Origin of the sequence: Novosphingobium umbonatum (genome assembly GCF_004005905.1) — a bacterium.
GTDB classification, from domain to species: Bacteria; Pseudomonadota; Alphaproteobacteria; order Sphingomonadales; family Sphingomonadaceae; genus Novosphingobium; species Novosphingobium umbonatum.
Window position 1 is genome coordinate 46,590 of record NZ_SACO01000006.1, and the last position, 18,883, is coordinate 65,472.

Genomic DNA, 18,883 nt, shown 5'->3' on the forward strand with positions numbered 1-18,883 from the left:
CGCTTAATTGGCTCGTAAGAGCCTTGGCTGGGCAAAACTGACCATGCCATCCTGCGGCTTGATCACGAATTTAAGCCAGACGCCGGGGCAGCGCCCGTCCCAGTTCACCTCGGCCTGCCATGTGCCTTTGCCATTGGGCGTTGCGGGCAAAGCCTCCGCAGCGGTGGCATCACAGCCCAGATAGGGCACAATCGCCCCGTTACCCTGCGCATCGGCGCCGGTTGCCGTCCAGGTCAGGCGATAGCGCCCCTGCGGCAGCACGAGTTTCTGGCGCAAGAAGGCCGCGGGCAAGGAGCCGCTGTTGTTGACCTGCAATCCGCGCGCGTCCTGACGCAAGCCGATGTCGCCCGAACTGTCGCTGTTCCATGAAAATTCGGTCAAACCATCGCGGCCCACGTGGAATTCGCGGAAATCGGGATCGCCGATCAGACCTTTGGCAGCGGCGGGGCAATGGGCCCGCCACAAGCCTATGGCCGCGGGGATCTGATTGCGGCCGGTCAGTTGGTTGATCACCATCTGCACGCCGCCACAACCCAATGAACCGCCCTTTTGCGCCAGTCGGGCCAAGACATCCACCCGCGCAGCCAAGCGCTGGTCGGCCAGACCGATCACATCACGGGTGTACACCTGCGCCCAATTGGGGTTGAGGCTCAATCGCTCGGCCATCACCTCGCGCATGGCCGGATCCTGCTCCAGCGGGTCGAACAGGGCATGGTTGTTGATGCTGGCCGGATGCAGGCGCAACAGCGCATCCATGCGCAGCCCCGCCACGCGATAATCCCCCATCGCCCATGCCCGCTGCAGCCAATAGGTCTGGGTGGGCGCGGCGCGCCATCCACGCTGGGCGGAATAGGTAAAGGCGGCCTCGGCCCCTTGCGCATCGCCTAGCATCAGGCGCGCGGTGCCCAACATGGCGCTGCTGCGCGCATCAAGCGGCGCGATCTGCATGGCGCGGCGGGCCAGAGCCTCGCCCGCCTTGGCATCGCCCTTGCTCAAAGCCATGAGGCTTTCTTCGTTCAGCGCCTCGCTATGCAGAAATTCGGGCACATAGCGAGCCAGCGACAGTTGGTTGGCAGATAGGCGGTTAGCGGACAGGCGGTTGAGCCCATCCCCCACCGCCAGCGCGGCATAACAAGCCACAGCGCCCGCCACGGCCCAGGTCTGCCATCCTTGGCCAGCCTTGGCCCGTCGCGAAGCGCTGCCTGCCATCACTTCCTCACATCGGCCTGATAGCCATATTGGTAGTGGTAATTGTCGTAACCATAATAGGAGGTGTAGCGGTTGCCGGTCTTGAGCGCGTCAAACTTGGTCAGCACCCCGCCCAGAACCACCGGATTGACCGCATGGAGACGCGAGAGTGCCCCGCGCAGCGCGCCATAGCGGCTACGATCGGCCTCGGCCACAAAGATGACGCCTTCCACCAGCGTGGCCAGCATCGGCGCATCGGCCAGACCCAGCACCGGCGGCGAGTCAAACAGCACCACGTCGAACTGTTCACGCGCTATTTTCAGCACTTCGCGGATGCGGACGCCCGAAAGCAACTCGGTCGGGCTGGGCGGGATCGGGCCAGAGGTCACCACGCTGAGCCCGGCCACATTATGCTGCTGCGCCACATCGGCAATCGACTTGTCCGAGGTGAGCAAGGTCACCAGACCAACTTCATTGTCAAAGTCCACGCGGCGATGCAGCGAGGGGCGGCGCAAGTCGGCGTCGATGAGCAAGACCTTTTTGCCCATACGCGCCAGCGCAATCGCCAGTGCCAGACTGGTCGTGCTCTTGCCCTCGCCCGGCTGCGCGCTGGTGATCGCCATACTACGCGGCATGCCGTTCTGGGTGGAGAACATCAGCGAAGAGCGCATCGAGTTGAAGGCCTCGGACAGAGCCGACTTGGGGTCGGACAGCAACTCCAGAGGCTCCAGATTCGACGTCTTTGGCACCATGCCCAGCAGCGGCATGCCCAGCTTGGCTTCCACGTCCTCGGGAATATGGACCGAGTCGTCGAGTTGGTCCTTCGCCGCGATCACCAGCGCCGTCACCGTGATGGCCAACACAAAGCCAATCAGCAGATTCTTGCCCACGTCCGGCGAGGAAGGCTTGAGCGGCACGCTGGCGCGGTCGATGACGATGATGTTGGACACGGTGATACCGGCCGACGCGTTGAGCTCCTTGTAACGCTGGAGCAGACCGTCATAGACCTCGCGGTTGGTATCCACTTCGCGGGCCAGCAGGCCATAACGCACCGTGCTGTCCTGTTCGTCCAGAGTCTGGGTCTTGAGCCCGGCCACCTGCGCTTTCAGCTCTTCCTCTGCCTGGCGGGCGGCGTCATATTCGGCCTTCACCGCATTGCGGATCGCCTTGACGTTGGTATCCAGCTGCCGGTCGATAGAGGCCAATTGCGCCTCGCCAGCCCGGACCGAGGGGTAATCGGGCAGATGGCGTGCGCGGTCCTGCTCCAGAGTGGCGGCCACAGTGGCGCGCTGGTTCAGCAATTGCTGGATGCCCTGATTGCCCATCACCTCGGTGGCGCTGAATTTCGACGTGGAATTGATGGCATTCCAACGCGCTTCGGCGGCAATGCGACGTGCCTTGGCATCATTGGCCGCATTGTTGAGCTGCACAAGACTGGAGGTGGTCACCGAACCACTCTGCTGGGCCGCCAGCTGGGTGTTCAACGCCTGCCCTGCCGGTGCCACATTCATGCGGATCAGACCGGCGCTGCGGGCATAGGCGTTGAGGTTGCGTTCGGATTCCTCCAGCTTGCCCTTCACCTCGACCAATTGGTTGGCCAGAAATTCGCGGGCATAACGCGAGGAATCAAAGCGCTTTTCCAGATTGAACTGGATGAATTCGCTGATGTAGGTGTTGACCAGATCCGCCGAGAATTGCGCATCATTGGATTCATAGGTGATCTTGATCAGGCGCGAATCTTTGGGCAGCATCACGTCGAGATGCTTGTCGAGCAGCCGGATCACCTCATTCTGGCGCTGGGCTTCGTTCAGCTTGGTCAAGGCGTCCTTTTTGCCCTGCGAGGCAAAGAAGGTCTCGCTATTGACCAGATTGAGCTTCTTGGCGACCCTTTCGGCAATCCCGCGGCTTTTGAGCACGTCAACCTGCGTGCGCAGGAAGCGGTCCGTGTCGAACGTATTGCCGCTGCCTGCTTCGCTTTCCTCGGCGTCGGCCTGATTCTTCAAAAACCGCCCGCCGGTGTTGTTCACCTGAATATCGCCGCTGGCCTGATAGCGCGGCGTGGTAGCAAAGGTAATCGCCACCGACAATAGCGCGATGGTGACAAAGATCAGCAGGATCAGCTTCAGGTTCGAACGCACCACCGCAAGGATATAGCGGAAGTTGAAGCCACGACCCGCGCCCTGGTCTCCTTCGGGCGCATGATGGGTGTCCTCTGTTTGAACAGGCGGAACAAGATGCAGGGTTTGGGGGGCAAGACTGGCCACTGGACTATCTTTCCGCTTTAACGAAGGATGTAGAAAATGTTGAACAACGGCGCCGTCTGCAACAGATCGGTCCACAAGGCGCGACCCGGCGAACGGCCCACCACCACCACATCACCGGCGATGATTTGAGGGTCGGCAGCCAGACCACGGCGGATCTGCTTCAAATTGAATCGCGCCGCCAGACGCTGGCCGTTCAAATTGCGGAACACCATCACCTGATCGAGCTTGGCCGTGCGCGTGGTGCTTTGCGCCAGCGCCAAGGCGCCCAGCAGGGTGAGATTGGGGGTGGCTTCAAACCGCCCCGCTTTTTGCACATCGCCTTCCACCGTCACGCTGGACTGGGCATGCTGCACGATGCTGACCGCGACAACCGGATTGCGGATATAGCGGCTTGCCAGACGGTCGGCGATATCCTGTGCCAATTCGCCGGTGGTGCGCCCACCCGCCATCAGATCGCCCGCCATCGGCACCTGCACCGTGCCGCCGCCATCAACCCAATATTGTTCGGAGGTCAGATCGGGTTCGCCCACCACGCGGATATACAGGCGGTCGCCCGACTGGATCGCGCCCTGCTTCACACCTTCCACCTGCACCGGGATCGTCTGATAAGCGCTGGCCCCGCTGGGCACCGTCACGCTTTGAGCCGATGCGACACTTGATATCAACAGACCTGCCAAAAGGGTCAGACTGCGGCTGCCACGATTGCTCATGCGTTACCGTCCAATGCGTTTGATTTTTGCAACTGAAATGAGCCTGCCAGAAGCAAGCCTGCCGAAATGGCCGCAAACCCGTCGAGCGCCATGGTGCGCAGCGGATAGTCGACAAGGGAATGGAGCCCGAGCTGCGCCAGCCCCATCCAAGCGAAAGCGCGAATATAAAGCGGCGTCGCCTCCGCATTGCGCTTGCGATTTACGAATAGAATTCCCGAAACGGCCACCAGAGCAACAACACCGGCAAGACCATTTTCGAGGAAAAATTCCAGATAGTCATTATGGGCGCGGATCACGAAAATATCACTTACACTCTCCAGAAGCTCCTCACCCTCATATAGTCTGAGGAAACTTCCATATCCTGCACCAATAGCGCGATATTGTCCAATCATATTGATGGAATTTGCCCATATTTCAGGACGTTGGTCATGATCCTGGCTGAATCGGGCCATGGCGGTGCCGATCGTGCCATCCCGCGTCATCAGGAAAGCAGCACCAATAGCCAAAACCAGCGCCACGATCAGCGCCGCCTTCATCGGCTTTTTTCGCCAGGGCATGATCGGCCCCAGCAAATAGGCCTGCCCCACCAAAGCCAGAGGCAATAAAGCCATGCCGGTCCGCGATTGGGTCAGCACCACGCCCAAGGCAAAGGCAACATCAAAGCATAGGGCCACCACGGCCACCGACCATGGATGAAGGCCTTGCCTGGTAAATCCATGCAGACCGCGCAGCAGCGCCCCGAACACCAACATCACCAACAGGAGAACGTCAGCCTGATGGTTGCGATTGCCCTGAAAGCCGACGAGGTAATTATCGGCCTCGTAATAAAAGCGGAAGAGGTTGCCCTCTCCTCCACCGATCTGGATCGCCCCTACCATCAACGACAGAACACCGACCAGCACAAGCACAGCAAACAGGAGGATCTGTCCGCGCCGGTCGAGCCAGGCCACCATAGGGATCAACAGAGCGGTAGCGGCAAGACTGATCCACGAGGTCAGCGCATGCGCCGGAAACAGCGCCAGACTATGCCATTCGTTCTGACGCCCCACCAAAGCCAAGCCATCGATCAGCGCGGCGCGACCGGCAAGGCCATGCCACAGGGCAGGCGGCAAAGGCAGCAGAAACAGGGTAGGAAGCAGCATAACACAGGCAGCACAAAGCCAGCTTGCCTGCGGAGCGCCGTGACGCCCCTTGCCGGTAAACCACAGGAAAAAACAGGCAGCGGTAAAAACCTGCAACACCATTTCGGCGAGAGGGAAAGTGACACCCCCACCGCCAAGCATCATGGTGGCCGCAAGAGCGAGAATAACCCAATAGGTGCCCCGCCTTTGCGATGTAACGATGTGGTGAAGCCCTGTCATCGGCCCGTTTAATTCATCCAGTTGTCAAGAAACGAGCCACCCTCGTAGATCGCGACCGAGGGAAGTCTGCGCGGATACCCAAAAATGGCTTGAACCAATGCGAGTATCCGCGCAAATCTGCAGCTAGCGGGAATTGCCGCTAGCGCGAATTGCCGCTATTCACCGCCTGCGTAACTCCGACAGTTACCGCGCTGGTGACGACTGCGGCCGGTAGCGATTGCATCACGACTTGCGTCACCGTCTTTACACCGACACTAGACGCCGCAGCACCAGCGCCGCCAGCTGCCAAACGGGTAGAGCAGGCCTTCTTGACTGCACGGCCGGCAACCTGTTCAGCAAAACAGCTAGAACCAACGGGCTTTACAGCCGAAGCAGACACAAACTGCGTCGAAGCAACCGGCAGGGCCGAAGAGGAACGGGTATTCTGGGCGGCCGGGGCGCTGGCCATCGCCAGACCCGAAGCTGCCAAAATGGCAAAAATTTCGGTAGCCATAAGATTAAGACTCCTGTTTCAACGAGTCTTAATTAACTGATTTTACAGGGTATGTCTAGGTATATATACCTAATTTTAAGCACATAGCCCGCCAGCTTGCCCAGTAGCCGGGCCATTTTTGGCGTTCATCTTCATTCGATAAAGAAAAACACACTTACTAACGATCAATGCAGAGACCCAAGCAATAGATCGCTAATATTCGGATCGGATCTGCAGTCACCTGCTCACGCGGCCGGATCCGAATATGCGAATAGCGCTGCCTCACACCCTCGTGAGGCAGCGCCAAAGCGCAGTTTACGCGATCAAAAAGCCTTGTCGTGCACCAACACTTTAAAGGTCGCGACAATAATCCACAGATCGCGCCAAAGCGACCAACCGCGCAAATACTCAAGGTCAGCCGTCAGACGCAGCGAGAGATCCTCTTCGCGGTCCGTAGCGCCGCGATAGCCGCGGATCTGCGCCAGCCCCGTCAGACCCGGCTTGAGCGCATGACGCTCCCAATAGCGGGGATCGACTTCCCAGAACAGCTTGTCACCGGCCAGCGAGCCCGTAGCGTGCGGACGGGGGCCGACAAGGCTCATATCCCCACGCAGCACATTGAGCAGCTGTGGCAGTTCGTCGATCGAAGTCGAGCGAATGATCTTGCCGATGCGCGTGATACGCTTGTCGTCCTTGGAGGCCGACTGCGATCCGTCACGGCCGATCTTGTTCACCGTCATGCTGCGGAACTTGAAGATCGGGAAGAACCGGTTCGCACGACCCACGCGGCGCTGGACAAAGAACACCGGCCCGCCATCCTCCAGCTTGATCGCCAAAGCGACCAGAATGAACAGCGGCAACAGCGCCAAACAGGCCGATCCAGCGACAAACAGGTCCAAAGCGCGCTTTTGCAAGCGGTCGCGCAGCCCCATCGGCCCCACCGAAACCTGCAACAAGCCACGCCCGCCATCCAGACGCGCGCCCTGCGCCGACAAGCGATAGACATTGTCATCCACCACTTCGCCATCGACATTGGCACCCTTCAGGATGATCGACCAATTGGCGCAGCGTTCGGGCGTCGAGCTGACCACCACCCGATCGGCATTGCGCATCACCATACCGATACGGTCCAGCGCATTGGGATCGCTCAACGTGGGCACAAGTGCAAAGCTCTGGGCCGAAACGTGGAAGGCGCCGGGCAGGCTGATCGAAGGGCCGCCATCGTCGATCACCAACTGGTTGATCACCGCCACGCCACAGCGCCAGCGCACGAATTGGCGCAAAGCCACGCGGCCCACCGCCATCAACACGGCCGACGCACCTACGCCCAGCGTGAACACCGAACGCGAATAGGTTTCGGCCGAGCGGGTGTAGAAGGTGATGAAAGTCACCACCACCGCCGCCATCACCAGCGCGCCTAGGCTGCGCGAGACGCTGAAAGTCCGGCTGCTCAAGGCGTTGAGCGAATAGGCCCCGTTATATAGACCAATGGTTAGGTAGACGGGCAGGATGATTTGCGGCACCAACAGGGTCTGCGTGCTAAAACCGTCCAGCCCCAGCAGCATTGCCGACAGCATGAAGCTGGCGAACAGCAGGGCCGCATCGGTCAACATATAGACCATGTGGCATTGCAGGCGGCGCTGCTGCAAAGACGGCATCAGTGGCATACGCAAAGCCTTGGCCCGGGCACGTGCTCTCTTTCGCAAGGATCCGGTCACTCGTGCAACGGGAGCATTCATCGTGCAATTCCTCGTGTCATCTGCAGCGTGTGCCGTGGTTTCGGCGTTTTTCTAGTTACGCCTAAACCTCGTAACCATCCTTAGTTTCAGTAGCATAGTGGTGCGCTGCAGCAAACCCGCTAAATAGGTCTGCATGCGCCATTGTGGCACAAATTCTCAAAAAAATGATGTATTTCAGGAACTAATCCCGCCTTGCAGCCGCCCTTGCTATCTCGGCCAGCCCCTGTCCGAGAAGTAATTCCGCATCCTGGCTATGGGACATCAACAAGCGGTGTAATGCCATCAAACGCGCGACCAGTCTTTCCAGCTTCTTACCCCGCCAAATACGTAGTTGTTTAGACAAATCACCAGCGTCTTTCCAAAAGATACGTCTGGCAGCCGATTCGCCCTCTATAAATACACCTACGTCATCGCGCGGATCCATCCGCGCCGCCAACTGCGCCAGTTGCGCCACCCGCCGTTCAAACGCCAGCAACAGGCCCACCGCATTCAATCCAAGATCGAACATTCTACGTAGCTCTTCGGGAACTTTTGCCGATTCCCCGGAAAGCACCACATTCACCAGCGTGGCAAAGCCCTCGTCCTCGGTCTTTGCTCCAATTTTTTCAAAAGCTTCCGCGTTGGCGGGACGCGGTCTTTCCGGCGCCGCATCCAGATAAAGCGCCAGCTTGGCGATCTCCGAAGCGGCCAAACGCGTGTCCAGACCCACCGCCGAAGCGATGCGCTGGGCCAAAGCCTGATCCATCGGCACGCCTTCCGAATCGGCCATCATACGCACCGTTTGCGTTACCGAACGCAAATCAGGGGGATAAAACACGCCCAATAACGAATCGGACCGCTTTTCCAGCAGCTTGGCCGTTTTCGATTTATCGCTGGCATTGGCGGCCTGAATGATAACGGGACACCCCGCCACATCGCTGGCCAGCAGAATCTCCAGTGCGTCGAAAACTTCGTCCCCGCTGGCGCGCACCCAGATATGGCGCGAATCACCGAAAAGGGAAACAGAACGCGCCTCGTCATCCAACTTGGCCGGATCGCGCTTCAATTCTGCGCCGCTCATCTCGATGCGCTCGCCCGGATCGCGCAACAGGCCAGCGATGCGATGGGCGGCATCCTGAATGCCCGCATCATCATTGCCGCAGAAGAAGAACACCCGCGCCTGTGCCGCCGCCTTGGGGGCTATGCTGGCAAAATCCTTCTGGGTGGCCTTCATCGGCTCAACGTTGGGCGCGCAGTTTGAGCGCCAGATTGGTGACAATCCGGTCCGCCACCACCCGCGTCAGATTCTCCAGCGCGGTTTGCTCGGCCGCCACCGTGGCATATTCGGAGGAGACCACATCCATGCCCGCGTCCGACCCCGCCGTAGCGTCCAGCAGCACCGCCCCTGTCGCCACATCGACCAACTGATAACGCGCACGCAGGGTGCGCCGCTCACGCCCCACGGTGTTGTTCGACAACAGGCCCAGCCCCACCAGCTTGTCATCCAACCGCACGACCAGACGATAGCGCGGCGAATCCCCCGCTGGCCCCAGCCGATCGGTCAGCGCATTACGCATCAGCCAACCGGCCTTGCCTGCAATAGCGGGCACTTCCACGCTGCCCAGCCCTTGCGCCACGGCAGCCTGTCCGCCGCCCTGATAGAGCGGTTGCAGGCCACAGCCCGACAGCGCCGCCAAAGGCGCCAGCATCAGCACAAGGGCCAGACGGCGCATCACGCCACCAGATTCACGAGGCGATCGGGAACGACGATGACCTTCTTGATCTCCGCCCCTTCCAACGCGCGCTGCACCTTTTCCGAGGCCAGAGCCAGACGCTCCAGCTCTTCCTTGCTGGTGCCCTTGGCCACGGTCACGGTGTCGCGCAGCTTGCCCTTGACCTGAATGGCCACGGTCACTTCATCATCCACCAGCAGGGCGGGATCAACCTCGGGCCAAGCAGCATCGGCGATCAAGCCTTCCCCGATCTGCGCCCAAGCCTCTTCGGCCAGATGCGGCATCATCGGCGCGATCAGCAGCAGCAGCGCGCGGATCGCCTTGGAGCGGCTTGCGCTGGGCGCAGCCTTTTCCACCACGCCGGTCAGCTCGTAAATGCGCGCCACGGCTTTGTTAAAGCCAAGCGATTCAATATCGCCCGCAATGGCCTGCACCGTCTGGTGCATCTTGCGCTCAACCGCCTTGTCCTCGCCGCTGGCCGCCGCGTCATATTTGGCAAACAGACGCCACAGGCGCTGCACAAAACGGGCGCAACCCTCGATGCCCGCCTCGCTCCACGGCAGATCGCGCTCCGGCGGGCTGTCGGACAGCATGAACCAGCGGATCGCATCAGCGCCATAGCTGGCCACGATCTCGTCGGGGTCGACCACATTCTTCTTCGACTTCGACATTTTAATGACGCGGCCCACTTCCACCGCGCCGCCGTCAGCCTTCAAAGTCGCGCCATCGGCACTGCGCACTACATCGCTGGGGGCAAACCACACAGGCTGGCCGTTCGAAGGATCGATCCGGCTATAAGTCTCATGCGTCACCATGCCTTGGGTAAACAGGCTGGCGAAAGGCTCCTTCACGTCGATCTTGCCAATGCGGGCCAGAGCGCGGGTCCAGAAACGGGCATAGAGCAGATGGAGGATCGCATGTTCGATCCCGCCAATATATTGCCCCACCGGCAGCCAGCGCGCGATTTCCGCCGGATCAAACGGCGCATCCGAAGGCTGGCTGGCAAAGCGCAGGAAATACCACGAGCTGTCGACGAAAGTGTCGAGCGTGTCGGTCTCGCGGCGAGCCGCGTGGCCGCATTGCGGGCAATCGACATGCTTCCATGTGGGATGACGATCCAGCGGATTGCCGGGCACGTCAAAGGTAACATCCTCGGGCAGGGTGACGGGCAGATGCTTCTTGGGCACCGGCACCACGCCGCAGATTTCGCAATGGATGAAGGGGATCGGCGTGCCCCAATAGCGCTGGCGCGAAACGCCCCAGTCGCGCAGGCGCCACACGGTCTTGCCCTCGCCCCAGCCTTCGCTTTCGGCACGGGCGATCACGGCGGCTTTGGCATCAGCCACCGCCATGCCGTTCAGGAAATCGGAATTGACCAGCAAGCCATCGCCAGCCTCGGCTTCCTTGCCGAAGGGCTTGGCGGCGTCTTCGGCATGGGCGGCCACCACACGGTGGATCGGCAGGGCGTATTTGGTCGCGAAATCAAAGTCGCGCTGGTCATGACCGGGCACCGCCATAATCGCGCCGGTGCCATAATCCATCAGCACGAAATTGGCGATATAGACCGGCAGATCCGCGCCCGTGAAAGGATGCTTGGCGGTAAGGCCCGTATCAAAGCCCAGCTTTTCCGCCGTTTCCAGCTCTGCCGCCGTGGTGCCGCCTTGTTTGCACAAAGCGATGAAAGCTTCTGCCTCCGGCGTGCCCAAAGCCTGCGCTACCGGATGATCGGCAGCCACAGCCACAAAGCTGGCACCAAAGATCGTATCGGGGCGGGTGGTGTAAACCGGCAGGCTGACGCCATTGGACAGGGTGAAGCTGAATTGCAGGCCCTGGCTTTTGCCGATCCAGTTCTCCTGCATCAGGCGGACCTTTTCGGGCCAGCTTTCCAGTGTCGAAAGGCCTTCCAGCAATTCATCGGCAAAATCGGTGATTTTCAGGAACCACTGGTTCAGCTTGCGCTTTTCCACCAGCGCGCCCGAACGCCAACCGCGCCCGTCAATCACCTGCTCATTGGCCAGCACGGTGTTGTCAATCGGGTCCCAATTGACCGTGCTTTCCTTGCGATAGACCAGCCCAGCGGCATAGAGGTCGAGGAACAGCGACTGCTCCTGCCCGTAATAGTCGGGCTCACAGGTCGCGATCTCGCGGCTCCAGTCCAGCGCGAAACCAAGCCGCTTCAACTGGGCCTTCATATTGGCAATATTGTCACGGGTCCAACCGCCCGGATGCACGCCCTTTTCCATGGCGGCATTTTCCGCCGGCATACCAAACGCGTCCCAGCCCATCGGATGCAGCACTTCAAAGCCCTGCATCTTTTTGTAACGGGCCAGAACGTCGCCCATCGTGTAATTGCGGACGTGACCGATATGGATGCGCCCGCTGGGATAGGGAAACATTTCCAGGACATAGGCGCGGGGGCGCGTGCTGGAATCATCCGCGCGGAAGCTCTGCTTCTCGTCCCAAACCGCCTGCCACTTGGTGTCAGCCAGCGCCGGATCGAAAGTCTCACTCATTACTCATGCCCCCAAATGCGAAAGGCGCGATTCCCGCCTATGGGCAAAAGCCCAAGGGACAGGAACGCGCCGCCGCCAATCCTATTTCCAAAAAACCTTACTTGATCAACGTGGCGCGGCGCAGGTCACGCGCCTTGGTCAGAATCACGTCCTCAAAACGCTGCACCGTGGCCGCTTCGACCGGAGCATCGACCCACACGCCATCCTTGGCCAACTGGCGCGCAGCCGTCACGCGCAGGGCGTCCGAACGCAGATCCTTGTCCAGAATCGCGATGGTCAGCTTCATCCGCTCGCCCGGATTGGCGGGGTTGGCGTACCAGTCGGTGACGATCACGCCATTGTTGGAATCGCTCTGCGTCAACGTCATGAAGGACACCGCATCGAGCGAAGCGCGCCACAGATAGGCATTCACGCCAATCGTGGTGATGTTCGAGGGCGGCAGCACCTGACTGGTGCGCAGCACGCGGTGATGCTTGATATGGATCGGATTATGGATCCGCGTCTTGCCAAAGGTGCATCCGCCCAGCGCCAGCAGCGCGACAGCAACTACGCCCGTGCGCAGCGACAGAGAGAGAAACTTGGCAGAAGTCGCCGCAGAGGTCGCCAGAGTGGCAGTCATCGGTGTTGCACTTTCCGTCACAAAAGGGCCGTAGAAGGGATCGGGCCATGCTGATGCGTCCCACCCGTTGATACAGGCAGGGTTCAAGCCTCTATACCGGCCAGATGGCGCGGGGCAAGGGGCGTTGGGAACGCTTGCCTCTTGGCCAGCCATGGCGTGAACCGTGGCTGAACATGGGAACGGGCGCGTTCATCCATCTAAGGTTCAGCATGGCAAGGTTAAACATTCCACGCTACAAGACCCCCAAGCCTTCGTGAATCGGACAAAATGGTCAAAGCGGAAACAGCGCCGGAACGCAGCGGATCAATGCCTGCCCTTGTGATGGTGGCGGCGGTCGGTGTGCTGGCCTTGCCCAGCGCTGTTCTGGCCTTTTCCACGCGGATCGAGGAGGCAGAACCAGCCTTTTCCGGCAACCGGCGCGAGAATCAGGGCATGGGCAGCTTTGCCCCAGGCCGTGCCGACCCCCGCCTGCAACGCGCCATCGCCAGCACCTCCGATCGCGGTCCGCTCTTCCGCTTCACCCCTGCCGGCCTTGCCGCAAGGCCCGACCGATCGGTCACCGTGGCGGTGCGCGTGGACGCCGAAACCGCGCGGGCCATTGTGGTTCGCGGCGTGGTTAACCCGCCCGCTTCCCGTCTGGCCGCCAATGCCAATGTGGTTCGTATCGCGCCCACCGCCTATAATCTAGGCCTGTCGCGCGGCTATCAGGGCTTTTCGGGCCTGACGCCCTCACTGTCTTTGTCCAATACCGAGGCGCGGCGGCAGGACCTGCCCGACCTTTCCACCTTCCCCCGCGCCGACAACAGCGCCAGCGATGCCCGCCTTGTGCCCCATATTGCCGTGGGCGAGCGCGAAAAACCGGGCCGCGCGCCCCGCACGCTGGAGGGCGTGGGCGAACAGAGCGTCGACCTTGGCGGTTCCTATCGCGTGACCGGCAATCTGAACGTCACGGCCGGTGTTCGTTACTCGCAGGACCGTGACCGTTTGAAACCGGTTCCAGATGCCAAGACAGATGCGCAGGCGGTTTTTGTTGGTACGCAATTCCACTTTTAGACGCTGGAATTGTTGAAATTGCTGCACCTGCGAATAATCCAAAATTTCGCTCGCTTTTGCAGCAATTACTCCAAGTATATCTCCATTATGAATGGAGAAGTCTAGTTTTATCAAAATATTCTTTTCACTCTTTGACTTGCGACATCCTTAACCATCGGTTAGCCCTAGTGCGGTTTTTGCAAATCCACATACGGAGGGCACAACATGACTCGCGTTGCAATCGTCACCGGCGGTACCAGGGGAATCGGCGAGGCTATCAGCCTGGCGCTGAAGGAACTGGGCTATACTGTCGCGGCGAATTACGGTGGCAATGATGCCAAGGCTCAGGCCTTTACCGATGCGACTGGCATCCCTTCCTACAAGTGGGACGTGGGCGATTACGAAGCAACCTTGGCCGGTTGCGCGAAGGTGGCCGAAGATCTTGGCCCCGTCGATGTGGTGGTCAACAATGCGGGCATCACCCGCGATGGCGTGTTGCAGCGCATGAGCTTTGAAGACTGGAACGAGGTGATGCGCATCAACCTCGGCGGTTGCTTCAACATGGCCAAGGCAACCTTCCCCGGCATGCGCGAACGCGGTTGGGGCCGTATCGTCAACATCGGCTCGATCAACGGTCAGGCTGGCCAGTATGGTCAGGTCAATTATGCCGCGGCCAAGTCGGGCATCCATGGCTTTACCAAGGCGCTGGCGCAGGAAGGCGCCAAATATGGCGTAACCGTCAATGCCATCGCGCCCGGCTATATCGACACCGAAATGGTGGCCGCTGTGCCCGCTCCCGTGCTGGAAAAGATTGTCGCCAAGATTCCGGTGGGCCGTCTGGGCCATGCCGAGGAAATCGCGCGCGGCGTGGCCTTCCTCTGCTCGGAAGAAGCCGGTTTCGTCACCGGTTCGACCATGAGCATCAACGGCGGCCAGCACATGTATTGATCGCCAGTTTGGTTGCGCGGGTTTTCATCGCCCGCGCAACCAGACCGCTGGATCAATCGCTCCATTTATCCAGCTGGCACCCCGCACCCGGCACCAGATGTGCGGTTTGTTTGGCCAGCAGTGGGAAGCGCGCGGTCACACTTTTGGTCGCTTCATCTTCCGACAGCATCACCGGTCCCATACCCGGTTCAAAATCATCGCGGCATTGCTTCAGATCGCGCCCTTCGATGAAGCGGCAGGCGCAGGCATTGCGCGCACCGAACGAAGCCGCCGTCAAAGCATCGCTGCTGAGTCGCGGCCAGTGCCATGCCAGCATGCCCCCGCCGACCAGCACAAGTGCCGCGCCCAACACCAGAGCAGCCTGTTTTATAACCAATCTGGCGGGCTTAGCCACAGGTTGAGCCATTTCATTCGGGTTGATGGTTGCCATTGGTCCATACCTTGCGCATGGAAGCAGCCGTGATGACGACACGCCCCCATCTTTCCTTTGCCCCTTCCCTTATCCGCGCCGGACGCCGCTGGCCAGCCCCGCTGCTGGCGGCCAGTTTGATGACGGCTTTGCTGTCGGGTTGTGGCCGGAAAGCGCCCGAGGACGTGCTGTCGCCTGCGGTTCTGGCGGCGGTCAAGCCCAATGCGGGGGCCCCGCGCGAGGCTTTGGCCCGCGCCATCGATTCGCTTTTCACCGATCCCTCGCTGGGCGAAACGCGTGCGGTTCTGGTTCTGCACAAAGGCCGCGTGGTGGCCGAACGCTATGGCGCGGGCTATCATGCCGATACGCGACTGGTGGGCTGGTCCATGTCCAAATCGGTGACGGCTGTGCTGATCGGCCTGTTGGTGGCCGATGGGCGGTTGACGCTGGACCAACCAGCGCCTGTGCCCGCATGGCAACGCCCCGGCGATCCGCGCGGCGAGATCACCTTGCGCCATCTGTTGCAAATGCGCTCGGGCCTGCGTCATCTGGAAAATGGCAAGCCGGTGGCCACGGGCGATACGGTCCGCATGCTGGTGCTGGACGGGCGCGATGATGAAGCCGCCTATGCCGAGGCCCAGCCTTTGGAAGCCGTGCCCGGCGCGAAATGGGAATATTCCACCGCCACCAGCGTGATTCTGGCCGACATTGCCGCGCGCACGCTGGCCGAGGGCGGCACACCCGCCGCGCGTAAACAGGCGGTGAGCGATTATCTGCAAAGCCGGTTGTTCACGCCTTTGGGCATGACCTCCGCTGTGGCGGAATATGATGCGGCCGGCACCATGCTGGGCGGCAGCTATATCCATGCAACCGCGCAGGATTGGGCCAAATTCGGCGAATTCCTGCGCAAGCGCGGCGTGGTCAATGGGGTGCAATTGATCCCCGACGATTGGGTGCACTTCATGACCAGCCCCTCGCCGGTCAATCCGGGCTATGGCGGGCAAGTCTGGCTCAACCGCCCCCAACCCAGCGGACGCGAGGAATTGTTCCCCCAACGCGGCAAGCGCAATATTTTCGCGCTCATCGGCCATCTGGGCCAATATGTTATCGTTTCGCCCGATCAGGAACTGACCTTGGTGCGGCTTGGCAAGAGTGATGATCCGCAGCGCCACGCGCTGGTGGAAAAGCTGGCCGATATCGTCCAGCTCTATTCGCGGGACTAGGCCCGCAGAATATCCTCTGCCGCATGGCCATGTTCATCCACATGGCCTTCGGGATCGGGATGGATCAGGATTTCCACGCCGGGGAACTCCTCCAGAATCTTGACCTCGATCTCGTCCATCACGCGATGCGCTTCGGCGACGGTCATCTGCCCATCCACCCAGACGTGGAATTGCACGAAATCACGATGGCCGCTGGTGCGGGTGCGCAAATCATGCACGCCGCGCAATTCAGGGTGACGGCCCAGAACCTTCAGGAAATGCTCGCGCTTTTCCTCGGGCCATTCGCGGTCCATCAAATGGTCAATCGCCTCCTGCGACGCACCCCATGCGCCCCATGCCAGCCAAAGCGCGATGCCCAGACCGAACAGCGGATCGGCCAAAGACCAGCCCAGATAATGGTCCAGCACAAGGGCCGCGATCACCGCCAGATTGAGCAGCAGGTCGGATTTGTAATGCAGATGGTCGGTGGCAATGGCCAAGGATTGCGTGCGGGCGATCACATGCCGCTGCCACGCCAGCAGCGCCAGCGTGCCAACAATCGCCACCAGCGAAACGGCAATGCCCTCGCCCGCGCCTTCAACCCGCCCGCCTTCGACCAGCCTTTGCACCGCCTGCGCGCCAAGACCCACAGCCGACATGGCGATCAACACCACCTGCACCATGGCCGCCACCGCCTCGGCCTTGCCATGGCCGAAACGGTGATTCTCGTCCGCGGGCATGGCCGCCACCCATACGCCCACCAAAGTGGCGGCACTGGCCAGCAGATCAAGCGCTGTATCGGCCAGACTGCCCAGCATGGCGGTGGAGCCGGTGGTCCATGCCGCCCAGCCCTTCAGCCCGAGCAGCAGCAAAGCCATGCTCATGCTGGCCATGGCCGCGCTGCGATTGAGATGGGCAGAAGCGGTCATAAAAGCCTCATGGGTACAAAAGCGTGCTGGTCCAGCCACCATCCACGCGGGTAAAGCGGCGGCGTTCATGCAGGCGGAAGGGGCGGTCCATCCAGAATTCGATCGCCTGCGGGGCAAGGCAGAAACCGGTCCAATGCGGCGGGCGCGGCACAGCGCCGATCAGATGGCGCGCGGTGCTTTTGGCAATATCGGCGACAAATTGCCCGCGTGAGGACAAAGGCGCGGACTGGTTGCTGGCATGGGCACCAATCTGCGAATCGCGGCTGCGACTGGCGAAATAAGCATCGGCCATCGCGTCGGGCACTTGGGTGATCGCGCCTTCAATGCGGATCTGGCGGCGCAGGCTTTTCCAGTGGAACAGCATCGAAGCCTTGGGATTGGCCAGCAATTCGCCGCCCTTGCGGCTATGGCTGTTGGTGTAGAACACAAAACCACCCAAAGGCCCCAGCAGATCGGGCCCATGATCCTTCATCAACACCATCCGCACCGAGGGGAAAGCATCGGGCGTGGCCGTGGCCACTGCCACCGCTTCGGGATCATTGGGCTCCTTGGCCTTGGCCAGCGCGAACCATTCGTCAAACAGGGCGAAGGGATCGGTGCCGGTGATTTCTTCGGTTTCGCCGTTAATCGGACTGGTCATGGCCTGTGTTACCCTAGATTTCTGAAAACGGCCCATAGAGGCTTTTGGACCAAAGCGCCACCAAAGCGGCGCTTATGCCTCTAGCAATTGCATGGCCGCCCTTGCAGCCAGCCTCTGGTGCAACTAGCTATGCCCTTATGGCACAAGATCCTTATGCAATTCTGGGCGTGGCGCGCGGCGCCGATGAAAAGGCGGTCAAATCCGCCTATCGCAAATTGGCCAAGGAGCTGCACCCCGACCATAATCAGGGCAACCCCAAGGCGGCCGAGCGCTTCAGCGAGGTGACCCGCGCCTATGACCTCTTGTCCGACAAGGACAAGCGGGCAAGGTTTGACCGTGGCGAGATCGACATTGACGGCAATCCCACCGGCTTTGGTGGCGGCTTTGGCGGCGGTGGCGGTTTCGGCGGCGGTGGCGCACATCGCGGATTCGGTGGTGGCGGCTTCGGCGGCGGCGCGCCCGATGGCGTAGACCTTGGCGATATTTTCGAAGGCCTGTTTGGCGGTCGCGCCGGTGGTGGTGGTGGCTTTGGTGGTGGTTTTGGCAGGCAGGCTCCCCCGCCCAAGGGTGCCAACCGCGCCTATCGTCTGGCTGTCAGCCTGAGCGATGCGGCCACTTGCGCCAGCCAGCGCCTGACTCTGGCCGATGGCAAGACGGTGGATGTCAAACTGCCCAAGGGGCTGGAAGACGGGATGCAGATCCGCCTGTCGGGCAAGGGTGAACCCGGCCCGGGCGGCACAGGTGATGCGATTGTCACCATCGTGATCCTGCCACACCCCTATTTCCGCCGCGAGGGCGATGATCTGCGCGTCGATGTGCCGATCACGCTGGACGAGGCCCTGCATGGTGCCAAGGTGAAAGTGCCCACCGCCGAAGGCGCGGTGATGCTGACGGTCGCGGCGGGCAGCTCCTCGGGCAAGACTTTGCGCCTGAAGGGCAAGGGCATGACGCGCAAGGATGGCACGCGGGGCGACCAGTTGATCACGTTGGAAGTGAGCGTGCCGGAAAATGACGCCGATCTGCTCGCCAGACTGGAAGGTTGGCGCGACGCCCGTGATGTGCGGTCCAAATTTGGTTGATGGCGCGGCAAACTGATTTTTCCGCCGTTCAGCTTGGGCTTGCCATAAGCCTGCCATGATTTGCGT

General features: G+C 60.8%; 17 protein-coding genes. 4 read left to right on the plus strand and 13 right to left on the minus strand.

Features of this window, described 5'->3' with window-relative positions:
* Positions 1–3: 3 nt before the first annotated feature.
* From EOE18_RS09515 to EOE18_RS09560, 10 genes are all read right to left on the minus strand, one after another.
* Positions 4–1,209, minus strand: coding sequence for a tetratricopeptide repeat protein (locus EOE18_RS09515; RefSeq protein WP_127708845.1), 1,206 nt, complete (start codon positions 1,207–1,209; stop codon positions 4–6).
* On the minus strand, positions 1,209–3,452 hold the full coding sequence (locus tag EOE18_RS09520) for a GumC family protein (RefSeq protein ID WP_164852719.1): 2,244 nt from the start codon (positions 3,450–3,452) through the stop codon (positions 1,209–1,211). The genes EOE18_RS09515 and EOE18_RS09520 overlap by 1 nt, the downstream gene beginning before the upstream one ends.
* Before the next feature lie 17 nt (positions 3,453–3,469).
* Positions 3,470–4,162 (minus strand): polysaccharide biosynthesis/export family protein, encoded by a 693-nt coding sequence (locus EOE18_RS09525; protein WP_127708849.1) that lies wholly within the window; start codon positions 4,160–4,162, stop codon positions 3,470–3,472.
* Entirely contained in the window at positions 4,159–5,211 is a 1,053-nt protein-coding gene (locus EOE18_RS09530) for an O-antigen ligase family protein (RefSeq protein ID WP_164852720.1), read from the minus strand. Before EOE18_RS09530 ends, EOE18_RS09525 begins: the two co-directional genes overlap by 4 nt.
* 451 nt (positions 5,212–5,662) lie before the next feature.
* Complete coding sequence (locus tag EOE18_RS09535; protein ID WP_127708853.1) at positions 5,663–6,016, minus strand: hypothetical protein; 354 nt, start codon at positions 6,014–6,016, stop codon at positions 5,663–5,665.
* Between the two features lie 302 nt (positions 6,017–6,318).
* Positions 6,319–7,662, minus strand: a complete 1,344-nt coding sequence (locus EOE18_RS18785; protein WP_127708855.1) for a sugar transferase — start codon at positions 7,660–7,662, stop codon at positions 6,319–6,321.
* A gap of 253 nt (positions 7,663–7,915) precedes the next feature.
* Entirely contained in the window at positions 7,916–8,947 is a 1,032-nt protein-coding gene (holA, locus tag EOE18_RS09545; RefSeq protein ID WP_127708857.1) for a DNA polymerase III subunit delta, read from the minus strand.
* A 4-nt stretch (positions 8,948–8,951) separates the two neighbouring features.
* Positions 8,952–9,446 (minus strand): LPS assembly lipoprotein LptE, encoded by a 495-nt coding sequence (lptE, locus tag EOE18_RS09550; RefSeq protein WP_127708859.1) that lies wholly within the window; start codon positions 9,444–9,446, stop codon positions 8,952–8,954.
* Positions 9,446–11,959 carry a leucine--tRNA ligase gene (gene leuS, locus EOE18_RS09555; protein ID WP_127708861.1) on the minus strand — a complete coding sequence of 838 codons (2,514 nt, stop codon included), beginning with the start codon at positions 11,957–11,959 and terminating at the stop codon, positions 9,446–9,448. Before leuS ends, lptE begins: the two co-directional genes overlap by 1 nt.
* Positions 11,960–12,056: 97 nt before the next feature.
* The gene (locus tag EOE18_RS09560; protein ID WP_127708863.1) at positions 12,057–12,578 is read right to left on the minus strand and encodes a DUF3576 domain-containing protein; all 522 of its coding nucleotides are present in this window, start codon (positions 12,576–12,578) and stop codon (positions 12,057–12,059) included.
* Between the two features lie 306 nt (positions 12,579–12,884).
* On the opposite strand from EOE18_RS09560, the gene EOE18_RS09565 reads away from it, so the two are divergent.
* Positions 12,885–13,631, plus strand: a complete 747-nt coding sequence (locus EOE18_RS09565; RefSeq protein ID WP_127708865.1) for a Rho GTPase-activating protein — start codon at positions 12,885–12,887, stop codon at positions 13,629–13,631.
* A gap of 204 nt (positions 13,632–13,835) precedes the next feature.
* A complete protein-coding gene (gene phbB / locus EOE18_RS09570) occupies positions 13,836–14,558 on the plus strand; it encodes an acetoacetyl-CoA reductase (protein WP_127708867.1) in 723 nt (240 codons plus the stop codon).
* A gap of 52 nt (positions 14,559–14,610) precedes the next feature.
* Here phbB and EOE18_RS09575 read toward each other — a convergent pair whose 3' ends face one another.
* A complete protein-coding gene (locus EOE18_RS09575; protein WP_164852721.1) occupies positions 14,611–14,952 on the minus strand; it encodes a hypothetical protein in 342 nt (113 codons plus the stop codon).
* A gap of 68 nt (positions 14,953–15,020) precedes the next feature.
* Here EOE18_RS09575 and EOE18_RS09580 point away from each other — a divergent pair, with 68 nt between their 5' ends.
* On the plus strand, positions 15,021–16,190 hold the full coding sequence (locus tag EOE18_RS09580; RefSeq protein ID WP_246027365.1) for a serine hydrolase domain-containing protein: 1,170 nt from the start codon (positions 15,021–15,023) through the stop codon (positions 16,188–16,190).
* Here EOE18_RS09580 and EOE18_RS09585 read toward each other — a convergent pair.
* Together EOE18_RS09585 and pdxH are read right to left on the minus strand one after the other, a co-directional pair.
* Complete coding sequence (locus EOE18_RS09585; protein WP_127708871.1) at positions 16,187–17,098, minus strand: cation diffusion facilitator family transporter; 912 nt, start codon at positions 17,096–17,098, stop codon at positions 16,187–16,189. The genes EOE18_RS09580 and EOE18_RS09585 overlap by 4 nt on opposite strands.
* 7 nt (positions 17,099–17,105) lie before the next feature.
* Positions 17,106–17,738 carry a pyridoxamine 5'-phosphate oxidase gene (gene pdxH / locus EOE18_RS09590; protein ID WP_127708872.1) on the minus strand — a complete coding sequence of 211 codons (633 nt, stop codon included), beginning with the start codon at positions 17,736–17,738 and terminating at the stop codon, positions 17,106–17,108.
* A gap of 137 nt (positions 17,739–17,875) precedes the next feature.
* On the opposite strand from pdxH, the gene EOE18_RS09595 reads away from it, so the two are divergent.
* Positions 17,876–18,817: a DnaJ C-terminal domain-containing protein gene (locus EOE18_RS09595; protein ID WP_127708874.1), complete on the plus strand. Its 942-nt coding sequence runs from the start codon at positions 17,876–17,878 to the stop codon at positions 18,815–18,817.
* Positions 18,818–18,883: the final 66 nt, after the last annotated feature.